Below are 15025 nucleotides of genomic sequence, written 5' to 3'. Positions count from 1 at the left end.
AATGGAGAGCATACAGTGAATTATACGCTGAAAGATAAATATGATGTAATAGTAATAGGAAGCGGGATGTCTGGTTTAACTTCTGCTCTATTGTTTGCAAACAAAGGCAAAAAAGCTGCAGTGTTTGAACAATCTTTGGTTGTTGCTCCTTTACTTGCAGGCTTTAACAGGCAGGGCGTTCATTTTGAAACGGGATTTCATTATTCTGGCGTTTTAGGAAAAGATGAAGCCGGCGGATATATGTTTAAAAAACTCGGCTTAGATGTGCCAGTAGAAGCATGCGATCCAGATGGTTATGACAATGCTTATCTTGTAAAATCAAAAAGAGTTTTCAAAATACCTTCTGGCTATGAAAGGCTTGAAAAAAGGTTGATTGAATTTTTTCCGCATGAAGAGCAGGGCATTAAAAAGTATCTCAGCATGGTACGTGAAGAAATAAAAGGAAAACCTTTTTTAAATTTTCATAAAAAGTGGCATTCAAACGAAGAACTTTTTCAATTTTTAAGCAGCGGCAAAACGCTTGACGAAGTTTTAAACGAATGCTTTACAGAACCGGAACTTAAAACACTGCTTTCCTTTACGTCTGTTCTCTACGGCGTGCCACCGAAAGAAGCTTCGTTTATGCTTCACTGCTGCTGCAGCGGGATAATGTATGAAAGCGCATGGAAATTAAAAGGCGGAGGAGACAGGCTTGTCGATATTTTCATCAAAGCATTAAAAGAAAAGGGAACGGAAATTTTTACGGATAAAAAAGTTTTGAAAATAGAAGAAAATGGCGCAATAAAAAAAGTCATCTGTGCGGACGGTTCGCATTCCAATTGCGATATATGCGTCTCTGCCGTTCACCCAAAAGAGTTTATAAAAATCGCACCGCAAGGCGTTTATAGAAAAAAGAATATTGAAAGAATAAACACCATGAAAGAAACACGCGGATTTTTTATGTTGTTCGGCGTAATAAAAGGAGACTTTTTCGGACAGAATGTCAACAATGCGGGTTTTTTGGATTCGGAAGGGCTGCTCAATGGGTTTAAAGATTTTATGTATGTCAACGTTAATTCTGGCAAAATTTTTTCCAGAAAAAGTTCTGAAAATTCGAGAGTAATATGCGCGGTTTTGTCCGTGGACAGCGATGAAAAATTTTGGAATATTCCAGAAAATGAATATAAAACCAAGAAAGAGAAATTTACAAACGAAATAAAAACAAGGCTTGACCTACAGTGGCCCGGTATTTCCAAAAATATAAAATTTATTGAGGCCTCTACTCCCCGTACTTTTAAACGCTATGTAAACTATTACGGAAGTTACGGCATTATGCGCAGACACAACTACGCCAATGTTATACCCATTACGAAAGTGCCCGGACTGTTTCTTGTGGGTCAGTCGATTATAGCTCCGGGACTTGTAGGTGCTATGATTTCAGCTTTTTTATTAGATAAACTTATAGACAGGCAAAACGATATAAAAGAAAATATCAGCTTAACAACAAGCGCTTAATGCAGCATAAAAAATAAAGGTTGGAAAATGCGGTTTTTGCAGACTACATCAGCGATTGTCATTATAGATTATTTATTTTGGGGGATACCTTGACTTTGCATTCGGACAGAAAAAAAGTGGTTATCACTGGAGTAGGGGCAATTTCGCCTTATGGTGCGGGCGCTTCTCTTCTTGCGGACAACATGCTTAACGGAAAAAGCAGCATACTTTTTAATGAGGAACTTGCATCGATTTCAGATATTTCCAGCTGCGTGTCATCTACTGTGCCGCAGATGGATTTTTCTTATATTCCGCGCCAGTTTAGGCGTTCTATGTCTAAAATGTCTTTGTATGCTGCTGCGGCCGTTAAAGAAGCGCTTGCAGACGCCGGGTTTGAAAAAGTTCCGAAAGGAACTTCGCTGTACCTCGGTTCCACGATAAGCGCTATGGAAACATGGATAGAGTTTGTAGAAAAATATAAAAAGAAAGAGTTTGACACCGTAAAGACTTCCGTTGTTTTTCAGGTTATGAATCATTCCCCGCTTGCAAATATTGCTCAAGCTTTTGATATAAACGGACCTGGATTTGGTATATGTACTGCTTGTGCCACAAGTCTTATAAATATAGGATTTGCATATCATTCTATAATCAGCGGTTTTACTGAACGCGCTTTATGCGGCGGAACAGACGAATATCACCCCATAATGACCGCATGTTTTGCAATCATGAACGCCGCCAGCAGCAATTTCAACGATACCCCGCAAAAAGCTTCGCGTCCTTTTGACGCTTCAAGATGCGGCATAGTGTGTGGCGAAGGCTGTGGAATGCTGTTTATCGAATCGCTTGAAAGCGCTCTGAAAAGAAACGCAAAAATTTACGGTGAAATAATAGGTTTTGGCACAAACACGGAAACAAAAAGCATATCCCATCCTTCATGCAAATGTATAAGCGAGTGTATGACTCTGGCTTTAAAAAATGCATGCATTGAACCTTTGGAAATAGATTTTATAAGCGCTCATGCAACAAGCACTTTGGCGGGAGACATCGAAGAAAGCAAAGCCATAGAAAATATTTTTGCATCATCCCCCCCCTCTGTACACAGCTTAAAAGGACATATAGGCCATACTATGGCGGCAAGCGGAGCTCTTGAACTTATCGCCGCACTGGATATGGCTCAGCGCGGAGAATTTGCCGCAACGTTAAATCTTGACAATATAGATAAAGAATGTACGGGAATCAAACATATTTCACAGAAACAAAAGTTAACAGTCAACACTTTTATGAAAAACAGTTTTGCTTTAGGCGGTACAAATTGTTCGCTGATAGTGAGAAAATACAAATAAAATGATTTTGCAGATAAAATCTGAAGATTTTAACATAAACGATTTAAATACATTTTTCGGTTTCTCCGTTTACGGCGCAATCGAAAAAATTATACTGGCAAATAGAGCTGCGTTGCAAGTGCCTTTGCCACATATCACAGGAGAAACAGATGACCAGAGAAGAAATTATCAGAACAGTTAACGAAGCGCTTATTAAAGAATTCGAGCTTGAAGCGGAAAAGATGAAACCGGAAGCAAACTTTTTTGCAGATTTAGGACTGGACAGCCTTGATGCCGTTGATATGGTAATCGTTTTGGAGCAGGCGTTTAAAATTAAAATCAGGACAAATTATCAGGTCGAAAAAATCATGACGCTTAAAGACCTTTACGATTATATAGAAGAGCTCATGCAAAACCAGAAAAAAGCTTGAAAAGTAATGATAAAATGCCTGACTTGTTAAAAAGAATCTATGCTTTTCCGTTTATGATTGCCATATGTATATGGCTTAGTCTGTCCGGTTTTTTTGCATATCCGTATTTTGTATTGACTGGCTATAAAGCGGAAGAGTTAAGAAATTTTTTATATTTTCAAGGGAAAGTCGTACAGCTTGCCATAAAATTCATTTCTTTTTTTAATAAAAATGTGGTAAAAACCGAATTTCCCAAACAACCGTCGGTTCTTGTGGCAAATCATTCTTGTATGTGTGATACTTTTGTGTTTTTTGATTTCGGCGTAAAAAATCTTGTATGTATAGCAAAAGGCTGGCCTTTTAGAATAGTTTTTTATGGCAGATACATAGAAAAAGCCGGATATATCAATTCCGACAATAAGACGGCAGAAGAGATAATACAGCTTGCGCTTGAAAAACTTAAATCAGGGATCCACATAGGGATTTTTCCGGAAGGAACAAGACAAAGCAAAACAGGACGCTTTCGTTCGCTTGCTTTTGAGATAGCTTTGCGTTCAGGTTGTCCAGTTGTACCTTTTGCCATAAAAGGACTGAATGAAATGCTTCCCAGAGAAACATGGTTTCCGAAACAGACATCTATCAAATATATTCAGCTTGACGCGGTTTTGCCGGAAAAGTTTAAATTTGAAGCTGGTTCTTTAAAAATGGCTCAGCATGTAAAAGAACTTATAGTCGCCGAACTTCAAAAAACGAAATGATGACGTATTTATAATAAAAACCAAATTGAAAAAAGAAGCAAGTTCTAAGAAAAGATAAAATCAAAGAGAATTTTGGAGTGTGCAAGTCGTATTTTTATAATATCCCATAGAGATTAATAGCAGCTTGCAGCTGACCAGGAGAAAAATTATGAAAAAATTTTTTGTTATTGTGTGTGTGTTATTTTTGTCAGTGTCGCCGGCATTGTCCGCTTCCGCTGTACACATAAAACCTTTTACAACTCATCTTTCCGCAGAGGATGCCCAAATTGTCGAACTCGCCATACTGAAAGCTTGTAAAGTATGCAAATGGACGGCGATAAAGGTTTCCGATACAGAAATACAAGCGCATTTGATGGTGCGCGTTCACAAAGTCAGCGTGAGCATAAGATTTGACGCCAACGGATATGAAATATCTTATCTGGACAGCCAAAATATGAATTATAACGCCAGAAGAAATTCGATTCACGCAAAATATAATAAATGGGTATCAAAATTGGATAAAGTAATCACGACGAATATAAATTTGGCTCAAATAGAAGAGCTTGAAAACGATTTGCACAATGATTAAAGATTTTGACGCTGCGGAAGTTATGATTCACAAGCCGCCGATGTTACTTGTGGACCATATTCTTGAAGAGAGCAAAAATTCGGGAAAAGTTTCTTTTTCGATAAAAAAAGATTTTATTTTTCTGGATGAAAAAGGTTTTGTCTTACGGACAGCGCTTATCGAAATGGCCGCACAGGCTCTGGCTGCCGTTGACGGATACCAGAAGAAGCATGATAAAAAACCTTTTTTAAAAGGTTTTCTTGTAAGTGTAAAAAATTTCAAATTTTATAATGATGCCAAAGAAAACGATATAGTAATCTGCATGATAGATAAAATTGACGAATTTGCTTCCTTGCATATGGTAAAAGCCGGAATTTTAGTAAACGATACGCTTATTGCCGAAGGCGAACTGAGAATTTTTGAAATAACGGACGCAAATATATGAAAAAGTTATATCAAAAAATAAAGGATTCCATTTTTATTTGTGCCGCATGTCTGTCATTTTTAGCGTCTATCGCTTTTACGCAGGAAAATGCCGCAAATGCGCAGGACGATTTTGCAAAATTTACAAAAGTCAAAACCATATACAGCTCTTTCAAAATAGAAAAACATATCGCGATTGCCGAACAGCCTCTCATAAGCAAAGGAATATTTTATTTTAAATCACCAGATAATCTTAGATGGGAATATTCTTTTCCTTTTAGATATGGATTTGTAATAAAAGGTGCAAAAATAATATCATGGCAGGATGAAGATGGAAGAAGGGAAATAAAAGATATAAGCAGTCGGACAGTAATGTCCGCCATGATAAAACAACTTTATGTTTTTATTGCTATGGACAAAGAAAAGATATCAAAAGTTTACAAAATCAAAAAAAGCGGCATCGGAATAATTTTATATCCAAAAGACGATTCGAAAGATCAGGAAATTAGCGATATAGCAATTGAGTTTGCAAAAAATTCTGCTGCGATCGAACGTGTAATCATTTCTGAAAAAAGCGGAGGCAAGACCGTAATAACTTTTGGCGGCACAAAAATTGATGGAGAACTTCCGGAAAATGCGTTTGAAATTTAATTTAAGTTTCATTTATAAATACAGAAAACTTTATCTTGCTTTTTTGTTTGCAGCTTTTGTGGCATGTAGTTTTATGTTTTCAAAAATACGTTTCGGACAAGATATTTCTGAAATGCTTCCTTCAGTTCTATCCAAAGAAATAAAGCTGTTTGGCAATTCTCCTATTTCTTCAAAAATTTTTGTTACCGTAGAAGGTGACTCACCTCAGTTGGCACACGAAGGTGCGGAAACCATAATGAATTATTTTACAAAACAGCAAGATTTAAATATGCGCGTTCCGAAAATAGATGAGGATTTCATTTTATCCTGTTATTATGAAGCGCCGCAGATATGGAATGACGATTTTCAAAAAGCCATCGAGCCGCTGATAACAAAAGACGCACTGTCTTTGAAAATGAAAGAAAACGCACAAAACCTGTATTTCCCCGCAGGATCTTTTATGCAGAAATTTATTCTTTCAGATCCAATCGGCATGATTCCAATTTTTGCAGGCGCACTTCAACGTCTTAACATTTCTTCGTCGCTTTTGATGCGGGACGGATTTATTTCTTCGGCCGACGGGACAACCGTTCTTATTATCTTTGATAGTGACCAGAAGTCTTTGGATTTGAATTCTGCGGCAAAATACGACACGGCTTTTAAAAAAATAACACAAAAGCTTCCAGCAGGCGTTACGGCTTTTTATACGGGAGCTGAGCGTTATACAGTTGAAAATAACGATATCATAACTACAGACTTAAAAAAAATTTTTTTGATTTCATCCGTTTTAATGACATTGTTATTTGCATTTTTTTTCAGGGATAAAAAAGCTCTTTTTATTTATGCCGTTCCGCCAGTCGTCATCGCGGTTTCCGCAGTGGTAACTTATAGAATTTTCGGAGGAATTTCCGCAATAACTTTGGGGTTCGGCGCGGTTTTGATGGGACTATGCATAGATTATGCCGTGTACATGTATTTTGCTCTGCGCGCTTCAAAAAAAGAAGAAAGATTTTTAAGCACAAAAAAGATGTTTGCCCCTCTATCCGTAAGCGCAGCTACTTCGATTTTGACTTTTGCGCTTTTATTTTTTTCAGGTATAGGCATATTTCGGCAAATAGCTTTATTTTGCGCTTTCGGGCTGGCTTTAGCCTTGTTCATAGCTTTATGTACTGCGCCTTTCGTTTTCGACTGTAAAAACGCAAAGCTTCAACATACGGGCCGCAGCGGGTTTCATATCGGCATGCGAACAGCTTTTATCGTTGCGGTCATTATTTTTGCCGCAGGAATCTTTTCTATAAAATACGTAAATTTTAACGTTTCGCTTGAAGCTTTAAACACAACAGGGAAACGTCTTGATGCCGACTTGCAAAAGTTCCGCTCTTTCACCGGAGATTCTTATAAGAATACTGCCCTTTTGTTCGTTTTTGGTCAAACGCGAGAAGAAGTGCTTGAAAATAACGAAAAATTTACCGCAGCAAATGTCGGACTGCTGAAATTGGCCGAACTGTTTCCTTCGCAAAAAACGCGTGCACAAAATATCGAAAAATGGAAAACTTTTTGGACTACAGACAAAATGGAACTTATTAAAAACGAAATAAATGTTTTTTGCAAAAATTACTCGCTTAACCCGGAAAGTTTTGACGCTTTTTATTCCTTCCTCGAAAGCGGAGTTTTTGCTGGTTACCAAAGTCATCAAAACTCGCTTTTGCAGGCCTATAATCCAATTATAGAGTTTGATGGCAGATATGCTTTTGCAAATATAATAAAAGAAGGCTCCTCTGTGAATTTTCCGGAAGGCTTGGAAAGTGTTTTAATATCGAACAATATTTTACGCGATAAAATTACAGTTTCGGTTTTATCGATTTTTATAAAAATTATGATAGTGCTTTTAATATGTTCTTTTGCAGCTCTAAGCTTAATGCTAAAAGATTTTAAGCTTGCTCTCGTTGCCCTTTTGCCACCGGTGTGTGGCATTTGCTGTGCGCTAATAGTTTCTGCGCTTTCAGGCATAGAATACAATTTATTCGGTTTGTTCGCCATGCCGCTTTTGGCAGGACTTGCAATGGATTACGGAATATTCATGATATACAGAGTACGCGCTTTAGAGCATCTTCATCCTCTCAAATCCGTTGTCGCCGCCGCGCTTTCGACGCTCATAGGGTTTGGGTCGCTTATGGTTTCGCGCCATAATGTATTGTTTGTCATGGGTTTTACAGTTTTTATAGGAATAGCCGCGGCAATAGCATCAAGTATATTTTTGATTCCTGCTTTCCTTCAAAACTATAAAAACAGCAATTCCGTTAAGCCTGCCATTTTCATTTTGTGTTTTTTATGTGCGTTTTTTTGCACGGGGTGTCTGTCTTCAGAAGAAATACGCTATAATGTACGCGAACCGGAATCGGTTTCCGCAGAGAAAGATAAAACTTTAATGTTTTACGGTTCGTACGGACAAGATTTGTATTTTCGCGTAATTACCGTTCTCGATGATGAAGGAGTAAGAGTCGTGATAATGACTGATTTGGGTTTAAAACTACAGGACATGAAAATAAAAAAAGACTCAGGCACGGACATGTATTTTGTTATAAATTTTATGCCAAAAAATATAATAGAAGATTTTGAAAAATTTTTCAGATTGTATTTTTTAGAAGAAGATAAAAAAAATATAAAAACGGTAAACAAAAAAATATACTTTTATGACGGCGTAAAACCGCTGATGTGGGTCAGAAAAATATGATGATTCTTGGGGAAAAAATTTTAATTTAAAGCGCGGGTAAACAAATTATGGAAAACGTTAAAAAAGACATAGAACATTCGTTTAAAGGCCGCGAGGGCAGCAATTTTATTTTTGAAATCAAAGAAGATTTTATCGCATTTAAAGGTCACTTTCCACAAATAGCGCTTCTTCCCGGTGTAGTGCAGATAGAAATAGCACTGTTTTGCGCAAAAAAACTTTTAAATGATGATACATTAGAACTCAGCGAAGTAATAAAAGGAAAGTTTGTAAAACCCGTCCGGCCCGGAACAAAACTGTTTGTTTTTGCTGAATCAGAAGGCAATAAATTTAAAATTTCGATAAAAGATAAAAACGAATTGTATTCGCAAATACAATTTACGGTTGAACCCCACGCAATTTGAGTTTAGCAGAGTTTCAATCACATTATGCAAGAGGAAAAATGCTGCCTAAATCTTATTTTAAACAAAAACCCGACGATCCAAAGCCATTAAGTGCTGTCATCGAATTTACGCCGCGTTTCAGCGATCTCGATCCAATGAATATCGTATGGCATGGCAATTATGCCGCATATTTTGAAGAAGGACGTCTTGCTCTCGGAAACAAATACAACATGAGCTATGCGGATTTTAACAGAAGAGGAATAAGCATACCTTTAAAACAAATATATTTTGATTATGTCAAGCCTCTGGAGTTTGAAAAAACATACAAACTTAAAACTTTTTTGTATTGGAATGAAGCTGCTCGTCTGGATTTTGAGTTCAGCATATACAATGATAAAAATGAGCTTATGACACGCGGTTACAGCATTCAGCTTATAGTAGACAAAACGCAAGGTGTTTTAGTCAACAAACCGACCTTCTTTGAAGAACTCTGCCAAAAATGGAAAGTTGGAAAACTATAGCCTCCGATATTAATTAAATATAAGCCGTTGAAAGAAATTAAAGATAAGCTTGAATTGAAAATTTTTACTTATTGATAAAAGCAATGAAATTTAATCCGTTAATTGTTATTCCTCTCTATAATCATGCAGCAGCTGTCGGCAAAGTTGCGGCCGAAGTGATTTCACTTTATAAAAATGTTTTAATTATAGATGACGGCAGCACAGATGGCGGTTGCGATAAAATAAACGCTCTTGATGTAAATATAATCCGTTTCAAAAAAAACAGGGGCAAAGGTGCGGCGATAATCGCCGCAGCCGCATGGGCGCGTATTAACGATTTTACACATTTAGTTACTATAGATGCCGATGGTCAGCATTATCCTTCCGATATAGAAAAACTTCTTGAAGCATCAAGACGCAGTCCGTCTTTAATTATCATAGGCAAAAGAAAGTTTAACAGCTGCAAGGTTCCGACCGCTTCGAAGTTCGGCAGAAAATTTTCTGGTTTTTGGGCTAAAGTTCAGACAAGCAAAACTATAATAGACATTCAAAGCGGTTTCAGGGTTTATCCTGTCGAAATTTTTGATAAGTATAAAATTTTTTCGAGACGTTTTGCTTTCGAAGTCGAAGTTATCATAAAAGCAATATGGGCGGGCTTTGACATAGAAGAAGTCGAAGTAGGCGTTCATTATCCAAAAAAGCGTTCCGAACGCATTTCGCATTTCGGAGTTATAAAAGATAATGCGCGTCTTGCTGTCTTAAACACTTATCTTACCATGCGTTCTATGATACCTCTTGCACACAAAAAGTACATCAAAGACGAAAAGGGAAAACTTATTTCTTTAAATCCTTTTAAAGTTGTGTCCGAACAGATGAAAAAAAATGACAATCCTTTTCATCTTGGGATTTCGGCGGCATGGGGTTCTTTTTGTGGTGCTATTGCTCTGCCGGGAATAAGAGCGTTCATATTGGTGATAGTCGCCGGCTGGTTTAATTTAAACAGAGTTGTAGCTTTTAGTGTTGACAAGCTTGCCATGCCTCCATTTATCCCTTTCGTGTGCATAGAAACAGGATATTTTTTAAGGCATGGAAAATTCCTAACCGAAGTCAGCTGGCAGATTCTAGGGCAACAGTTTCTACAAAGAGTGTGGGAGTGGATTTTGGGTTCACTGATAGTAGCTCCACTTTTCAGCATACTTATAGGAAGCATAGTCTATATCATAGGGAAAATTATGAGAGCAGGCGCAAAAAAATATCTATAAAAACGCGAAATACAATAAAAATCTGCATTAAAATGTCTAAAAATACCATAACGCAGATATATCTTATCGAAAAATATGAAAATTTCGAAACTGAAGTTTATAGGTGGAATTAAAAGAGTCGGGAATAACGACAACTATTGCATAAAATATTTGCTGGCAGCTTATGGAGTGAAATCGGATTTTGGATATAAGTAAGGATTTTTTATGTATCAAAAATGGACTGGGAAAAGTTTAGGGAACGGATTTTTGCAGTTTTTACTACGCGGAGTGGTAAAATATGGCGGAAGACATATCGCGTATTTTATAAGTTATTTTGTCGTGGCTGTTTATACTTTTATTCCGTCCATAAGAAAAAAGGCTTCATTTTATTTGAAAAGACGTTTTGAATCGGCCAGTGCAGTTGAATTGTTTTTTCATACTTATAAATTGAATTTTACTCTTGCAAAAATTTTAATCGATAGAGCAGTGTTCGGCATAAAAGGCAAAATCAGCATAATCTCTTCTAGACAAAACCAGCAGCTATGCCGCGATCTTATTGCGCAAGGAAAAGGACTTATCATAATAACCGCACATTGCGGCTGCTGGCAGATGGCAATGTCGGCTTTTGATTTTATGGAAGGCGACAAATATGTGGTGTATCGCAGAAACAAAGAAGATGTTGATAAACACGTTCACGAACTTTCTGGAAAAAAAGCGACGGTAAACTTCATCGATCCAGCTGGATTCGGCGGGGGTGGCATTGAAATTATGGCGGCATTGTCAAAAAAAAGCATAATCTGCATGATGGGCGACAGAACTTTCGGCAGCGAAGACAATAAAATAGAAGTCGGCTTTCTCGGAGGAAAAATTGATGTTCCATACACCGTTTACAGAATAGCCGGCGCAATGGGAACACCTGTCGCCATTATATTTTTTCCATACGAAAATGCCGGAAGAGTGGATTCCATCATAGCGGATACGTTTTTCGTTGAAGAAAAAGGTCCGAATTCACAAAACTATTTAAATGAAGCGCAAAAATTTATAAAATCATTAGAAAATTTTTGTAAACTGTATCCGTACCAATTCTTTAATTATTACGACGCTTGGAAACAAAATAAATCGGAGGAAAAATGATACCCACATCTTTAGATGATGTAAAAAAAGTTTTAAGTGACAATTTGGACATGCAGGGAATAGATACGGACTCTTTAAAAGAGAACGCTCCTCTTTTTTCCGGATTAGGGCTTGACAGCCTTGACGCTATAGAATTAGTTATAATTTTGCGTAAAAATTATGATATTGTCATAGAGAACATGGACGAGGGAAGAAAAGTATTTCAAACACTCGGAACTTTAAGACAATATATAGAACAAATGAGAAAAAAATAATGAAAACTTTAATTTCCGGATTTGGTGGCGTCTGTGCACTTGGCGGCACCATTGAAGAAATATCACAAAACTTGTTTTACAGCTCGATAAAACCGTCTTATATAAAAGATAGGATTAAAAGCGTTTATGCGATTCAGTATCCGGTGTTTCAGGCTCCGGAAAATATTTTGTCACAAAAGGAAGAAAACGAAAGTTATGGATTTTTGTTTTTAAGAAAAGCTTTGACTGAAGCTATGGAAAAAGCTGGCTTGCAAAAGTCTGATTTAAAAAATTTAAAAGTCGGCGCATGTATAGGCACTTCAGTTGATGCTTCTTTTAATTGTTTTGATTTTTATAAAGAATGGCGCAAAGACATAAAAGTATCTTTGGAGCCACTGAACAAATATATAAAATATTCAATTTCTAGCGAAACGTTAAAATTCCTCGACACAAAAGGCCTTTCTCAAACGATAGTTACGGCTTGTGCTTCAGGCACCGATGCGATAGGAATTGGTGCGGAATGGATTGAAAACGGTTTTTGTGATATTGTGATAGCAGGGGGAGCCGACGAGCTAAATCTTATTCCTTTTACTGGATTTATAAAACTTATGATTTCAAGTAAAGACCATTGCAAACCTTTCGATAAAAACAGAAACGGCATAAATCTCGGAGAAGGCGCAGGCATTTTTATTTTAGAATCTCACAATTCGCTTAAAAAAAGAAATGGCAAAAAGTTTGGCAGCATTCTAGGTTACGGAAACGCTTGCGACGGGTATCACGCAACTGCACCTGATCCTCAAGGCAGAGGGCTTAGAAAAGCTCTCAATTTTGCCGTGGAACAGGCTGGAGGCTTAAGCAAAGAAAAATTTTCATTTATAAACGCTCATGCGACAGGCACTGTGGACAATGACGCAGCAGAAGCCAAAGTGTTCAATGATTTGTTTAATGACGTTCTCATAACATCCACAAAAAGCTGTACGGGACATGCGCTCGGAGCGGCAGGCGCCATTGAAGCCTGCATTTCTTTAATCTGTCTTAACGAGCAAAAAGTCCCGAAAACCAATAATTTTGATACCGTTGACGAGAATTTAAATATCGTGCCGGTATCTACAAATTTAAACATAGATGGCAAAAAAGCGGCGATTTCTGATTCGCTCGCATTCGGCGGGTGCAATGCGTGCATTGTTTTGGGCGGTAAAAATTATGAATAAACTTTACGTAAAAAGTTCGGCCTTTGCCGATAAAGCAAACGGAATAGAAGAATTTTTTGAAACAAAACAGCTCCGCCGCATTGATAATTTCACAAAAGCAGCTTTATTTGCCGCCGCAAAAACTTTATACGAAGCTGAAATCAGCATCAAGGACAATAAGGAAGACATAGGACTAATTATAGCTACGGGACGAGGTCCGGTAAAACAGACATGTAATTTCATGGACTCGATAATAGACGACGGAGATGTTCTTGCCTCCCCTTTGGCTTTTTCCTCTTCCGTACACAACTCTCTTGAAACAGCAATTTCGATTCTTCTTAATTTCAGAGGCTGCTGCTGTCTTACCGTAAGTCAAGGAGTCGACTCTTTTGAATCTGCCGTAAACACCGCTAAAAGCTGGCTTCTTTCACAAAGATGTAAGTATGTGTTTTTGGGGGCGGCCGACGAAATGCATCCTGTTATCAATAAAGAGTACGGACATAAAATATACAGCGGCACGCATGCTGCTTTTTTTCTTTTGACTTTTGAAAAAACTGAAAATGAGTTTATTTTCAGCGACATTGTGAAAGATGATTATAATCCGACCATACAGGCTTTTGAGCTCGCAAAAACATATTCATCTTTTCTCAATAAAAAAGATATTCGTAGAATAATATCCGATTATGTTAAAACTTATCTTGCGGGAAGAAAAAAAGACGTTTTTTCGGTTTTTGAAAATCCTGCGATAAAAGATATGCTTAAAGATATCGATAGAAGCGAAAAAGAAGAAATTTTTTCAGGATTAAAATTGTTGTGTTCCGTAAATGACGCAAACAACGAAGGAAATAAAGACATTGAAAATGTTTGTGCAAAATTCATAAATAAAAGCAAACAAATTAATTTTTTTACTTCCGGCAGTACGGGGCTTCCAAAAAGCTGTATTCATTCGCAAGATATGATAAAGGAAGAAACCGAAGGCATCTCATTTTTGTTTAACAAAATCAAACGAGTTGTTACTACTGTGCCTTCGCATCATTCTTATGGCTTTATTTTTGGATTGCAGCTCCCAAAATTTATGAACCTTGAGGTCATTTCGAAACCGCCACTTCCTTTTCTTGGTTGGTGTGAAATATTGCAGGAAGATGATTTGCTTGTGACTTTTCCACTTTTTTTGAAATATCTCATAGATATTAATTTCAGGTTTCCAAAAGGCATAACGGTTTTAACCTCAACTTCTCTATGTCCAGATACGGTTTTTGAAGAAATTTACAGAAGAGGTGCACAAAGAGTTATAGAAATTTATGGTTCTTCGGAAACTGGCGCGATAGGATTTAGAGAAAGCGCTGGTGCACCATTTCTTTTGCTTCCATTTTGGAATTATGAAGAATGCGGCAGTGAGATAAGCAAAGTTTTCAGAAAGAAAACGTCTTTGTGTTCGGAACTTCCAGATATTGTCGCAAGTAAAGGAGAAAGGTGTTTTGCCATTATAGAAAGAAAAGACCATGCAGTAAAAGTCGCTGGAATAAATGTTTATCCCTTAAAAATCGAAAAGATTTTAAAAAAACATACAGACATCAAAGATGCAGTCGTGCGTTCCGGCGGCGACAGACTCAAAGCGTTTATAGTTTTGAGAGATGGGGTCGATGAAAAAATCGCAAAAAAAAGCATATACGATTATATGCAATCTGTTTTCACTGCGCACGAAATCCCCAAAAACATAACCTTTGGACTTTGTCTCCCCATAACCATTTTCGGCAAAAAAGCCGATTGGTGAAATGGAAGCTGAGCAGCTGGGTAATGAGAAGCTTATAACCCTGATTTTGTGCGTGCTTTAGACGTGCAATCTTGATGGTAACTCAGAAATACAGTTCTTGGAGTTTACTTTATCAGTATTTCAATTAAGGATAAAAGTCAGATAGATAAATCCTGCAAGGTGCTGCCGCCGGATAGATTTTTGTCTACATAGGATGGCAGACTTAACACATGGAAATCTACCGTTGCCGTTTTAGCTTGCCATCTGCAAGGAACTTGTCTTTTGCTTTTATGTTGT

At 37.3% G+C, this 15025-nt stretch carries 16 protein-coding genes; all 16 read left to right on the top strand.

What is annotated here, in order from left to right; all coding sequences use genetic code 11:
- Nucleotides 1-15 precede the first annotated feature (15 nt).
- The gene (locus LBD46_07650) at nt 16-1494 is read left to right on the top strand and encodes an NAD(P)/FAD-dependent oxidoreductase (GenBank protein MDR2427030.1); all 1479 of its coding nucleotides are present in this window, start codon (nt 16-18) and stop codon (nt 1492-1494) included.
- Between the two features lie 89 nt (nt 1495-1583).
- Nucleotides 1584-2816: a beta-ketoacyl-[acyl-carrier-protein] synthase family protein gene (locus tag LBD46_07645; GenBank protein ID MDR2427029.1), complete on the top strand. Its 1233-nt coding sequence runs from the start codon at nt 1584-1586 to the stop codon at nt 2814-2816.
- Between the two features lies 1 nt (nt 2817).
- The gene (locus LBD46_07640; protein ID MDR2427028.1) at nt 2818-2997 is read left to right on the top strand and encodes a hypothetical protein; all 180 of its coding nucleotides are present in this window, start codon (nt 2818-2820) and stop codon (nt 2995-2997) included.
- A complete protein-coding gene (locus LBD46_07635; GenBank protein MDR2427027.1) occupies nt 2966-3226 on the top strand; it encodes a phosphopantetheine-binding protein in 261 nt (86 codons plus the stop codon). The genes LBD46_07640 and LBD46_07635 overlap by 32 nt, the downstream gene beginning before the upstream one ends.
- Nucleotides 3223-3963 carry a 1-acyl-sn-glycerol-3-phosphate acyltransferase gene (locus LBD46_07630; protein MDR2427026.1) on the top strand — a complete coding sequence of 247 codons (741 nt, stop codon included), beginning with the start codon at nt 3223-3225 and terminating at the stop codon, nt 3961-3963. Before LBD46_07635 ends, LBD46_07630 begins: the two co-directional genes overlap by 4 nt.
- A 148-nt stretch (nt 3964-4111) precedes the next feature.
- Nucleotides 4112-4531 (top strand): hypothetical protein, encoded by a 420-nt coding sequence (locus LBD46_07625; GenBank protein MDR2427025.1) that lies wholly within the window; start codon nt 4112-4114, stop codon nt 4529-4531.
- A complete protein-coding gene (locus tag LBD46_07620; protein MDR2427024.1) occupies nt 4524-4955 on the top strand; it encodes a hypothetical protein in 432 nt (143 codons plus the stop codon). The genes LBD46_07625 and LBD46_07620 overlap by 8 nt, the downstream gene beginning before the upstream one ends.
- The gene (locus LBD46_07615; GenBank protein MDR2427023.1) at nt 4952-5584 is read left to right on the top strand and encodes an outer membrane lipoprotein carrier protein LolA; all 633 of its coding nucleotides are present in this window, start codon (nt 4952-4954) and stop codon (nt 5582-5584) included. Before LBD46_07620 ends, LBD46_07615 begins: the two co-directional genes overlap by 4 nt.
- On the top strand, nt 5568-8297 hold the full coding sequence (locus LBD46_07610; GenBank protein ID MDR2427022.1) for an MMPL family transporter: 2730 nt from the start codon (nt 5568-5570) through the stop codon (nt 8295-8297). The genes LBD46_07615 and LBD46_07610 overlap by 17 nt, the downstream gene beginning before the upstream one ends.
- Before the next feature lie 47 nt (nt 8298-8344).
- Nucleotides 8345-8698, top strand: coding sequence for a hypothetical protein (locus LBD46_07605; GenBank protein MDR2427021.1), 354 nt, complete (start codon nt 8345-8347; stop codon nt 8696-8698).
- A gap of 38 nt (nt 8699-8736) precedes the next feature.
- Complete coding sequence (locus LBD46_07600; protein ID MDR2427020.1) at nt 8737-9198, top strand: acyl-CoA thioesterase; 462 nt, start codon at nt 8737-8739, stop codon at nt 9196-9198.
- A gap of 83 nt (nt 9199-9281) precedes the next feature.
- A complete protein-coding gene (locus tag LBD46_07595; GenBank protein ID MDR2427019.1) occupies nt 9282-10439 on the top strand; it encodes a DUF2062 domain-containing protein in 1158 nt (385 codons plus the stop codon).
- 204 nt (nt 10440-10643) lie between these two features.
- Nucleotides 10644-11552, top strand: coding sequence for a lysophospholipid acyltransferase family protein (locus LBD46_07590; protein MDR2427018.1), 909 nt, complete (start codon nt 10644-10646; stop codon nt 11550-11552).
- The gene (locus LBD46_07585; GenBank protein MDR2427017.1) at nt 11549-11806 is read left to right on the top strand and encodes a phosphopantetheine-binding protein; all 258 of its coding nucleotides are present in this window, start codon (nt 11549-11551) and stop codon (nt 11804-11806) included. Before LBD46_07590 ends, LBD46_07585 begins: the two co-directional genes overlap by 4 nt.
- Nucleotides 11806-12996, top strand: coding sequence for a beta-ketoacyl-[acyl-carrier-protein] synthase family protein (locus LBD46_07580; GenBank protein ID MDR2427016.1), 1191 nt, complete (start codon nt 11806-11808; stop codon nt 12994-12996). Before LBD46_07585 ends, LBD46_07580 begins: the two co-directional genes overlap by 1 nt.
- Complete coding sequence (locus LBD46_07575; GenBank protein ID MDR2427015.1) at nt 12959-14749, top strand: beta-ketoacyl synthase chain length factor; 1791 nt, start codon at nt 12959-12961, stop codon at nt 14747-14749. Before LBD46_07580 ends, LBD46_07575 begins: the two co-directional genes overlap by 38 nt.
- The last annotated feature ends 276 nt before the right edge of the window (nt 14750-15025 follow it).

This window comes from Candidatus Endomicrobium procryptotermitis (genome assembly GCA_031279415.1).
GTDB lineage: Bacteria > Elusimicrobiota > Endomicrobiia > Endomicrobiales > Endomicrobiaceae > Endomicrobium_B > Endomicrobium_B procryptotermitis.
The sequence above is the reverse complement of the archived record's forward strand: the minus strand, read 5'-3'. Positions and strand labels throughout refer to the sequence as shown.

Bases quoted from the DNA above. Each gene is read 5' to 3' on its own strand.
- LBD46_07610 (MDR2427022.1), top strand. From the start codon at position 5,568: ATGCGTTTGAAATTTAATTTAAGTTTCATTTATAAATACAGAAAACTT.
- LBD46_07595 (MDR2427019.1), top strand. From the start codon at position 9,282: ATGAAATTTAATCCGTTAATTGTTATTCCTCTCTATAATCATGCAGCA.
- LBD46_07585 (MDR2427017.1), top strand. From the start codon at position 11,549: ATGATACCCACATCTTTAGATGATGTAAAAAAAGTTTTAAGTGACAAT.
- LBD46_07620 (MDR2427024.1), top strand. From the start codon at position 4,524: ATGATTAAAGATTTTGACGCTGCGGAAGTTATGATTCACAAGCCGCCG.
- LBD46_07635 (MDR2427027.1), top strand. From the start codon at position 2,966: ATGACCAGAGAAGAAATTATCAGAACAGTTAACGAAGCGCTTATTAAA.
- LBD46_07605 (MDR2427021.1), top strand. From the start codon at position 8,345: ATGGAAAACGTTAAAAAAGACATAGAACATTCGTTTAAAGGCCGCGAG.
- LBD46_07615 (MDR2427023.1), top strand. From the start codon at position 4,952: ATGAAAAAGTTATATCAAAAAATAAAGGATTCCATTTTTATTTGTGCC.
- LBD46_07600 (MDR2427020.1), top strand. From the start codon at position 8,737: ATGCTGCCTAAATCTTATTTTAAACAAAAACCCGACGATCCAAAGCCA.
- LBD46_07575 (MDR2427015.1), top strand. From the start codon at position 12,959: ATGCGTGCATTGTTTTGGGCGGTAAAAATTATGAATAAACTTTACGTA.
- LBD46_07590 (MDR2427018.1), top strand. From the start codon at position 10,644: ATGTATCAAAAATGGACTGGGAAAAGTTTAGGGAACGGATTTTTGCAG.
- LBD46_07640 (MDR2427028.1), top strand. From the start codon at position 2,818: ATGATTTTGCAGATAAAATCTGAAGATTTTAACATAAACGATTTAAAT.
- LBD46_07580 (MDR2427016.1), top strand. From the start codon at position 11,806: ATGAAAACTTTAATTTCCGGATTTGGTGGCGTCTGTGCACTTGGCGGC.
- LBD46_07625 (MDR2427025.1), top strand. From the start codon at position 4,112: ATGAAAAAATTTTTTGTTATTGTGTGTGTGTTATTTTTGTCAGTGTCG.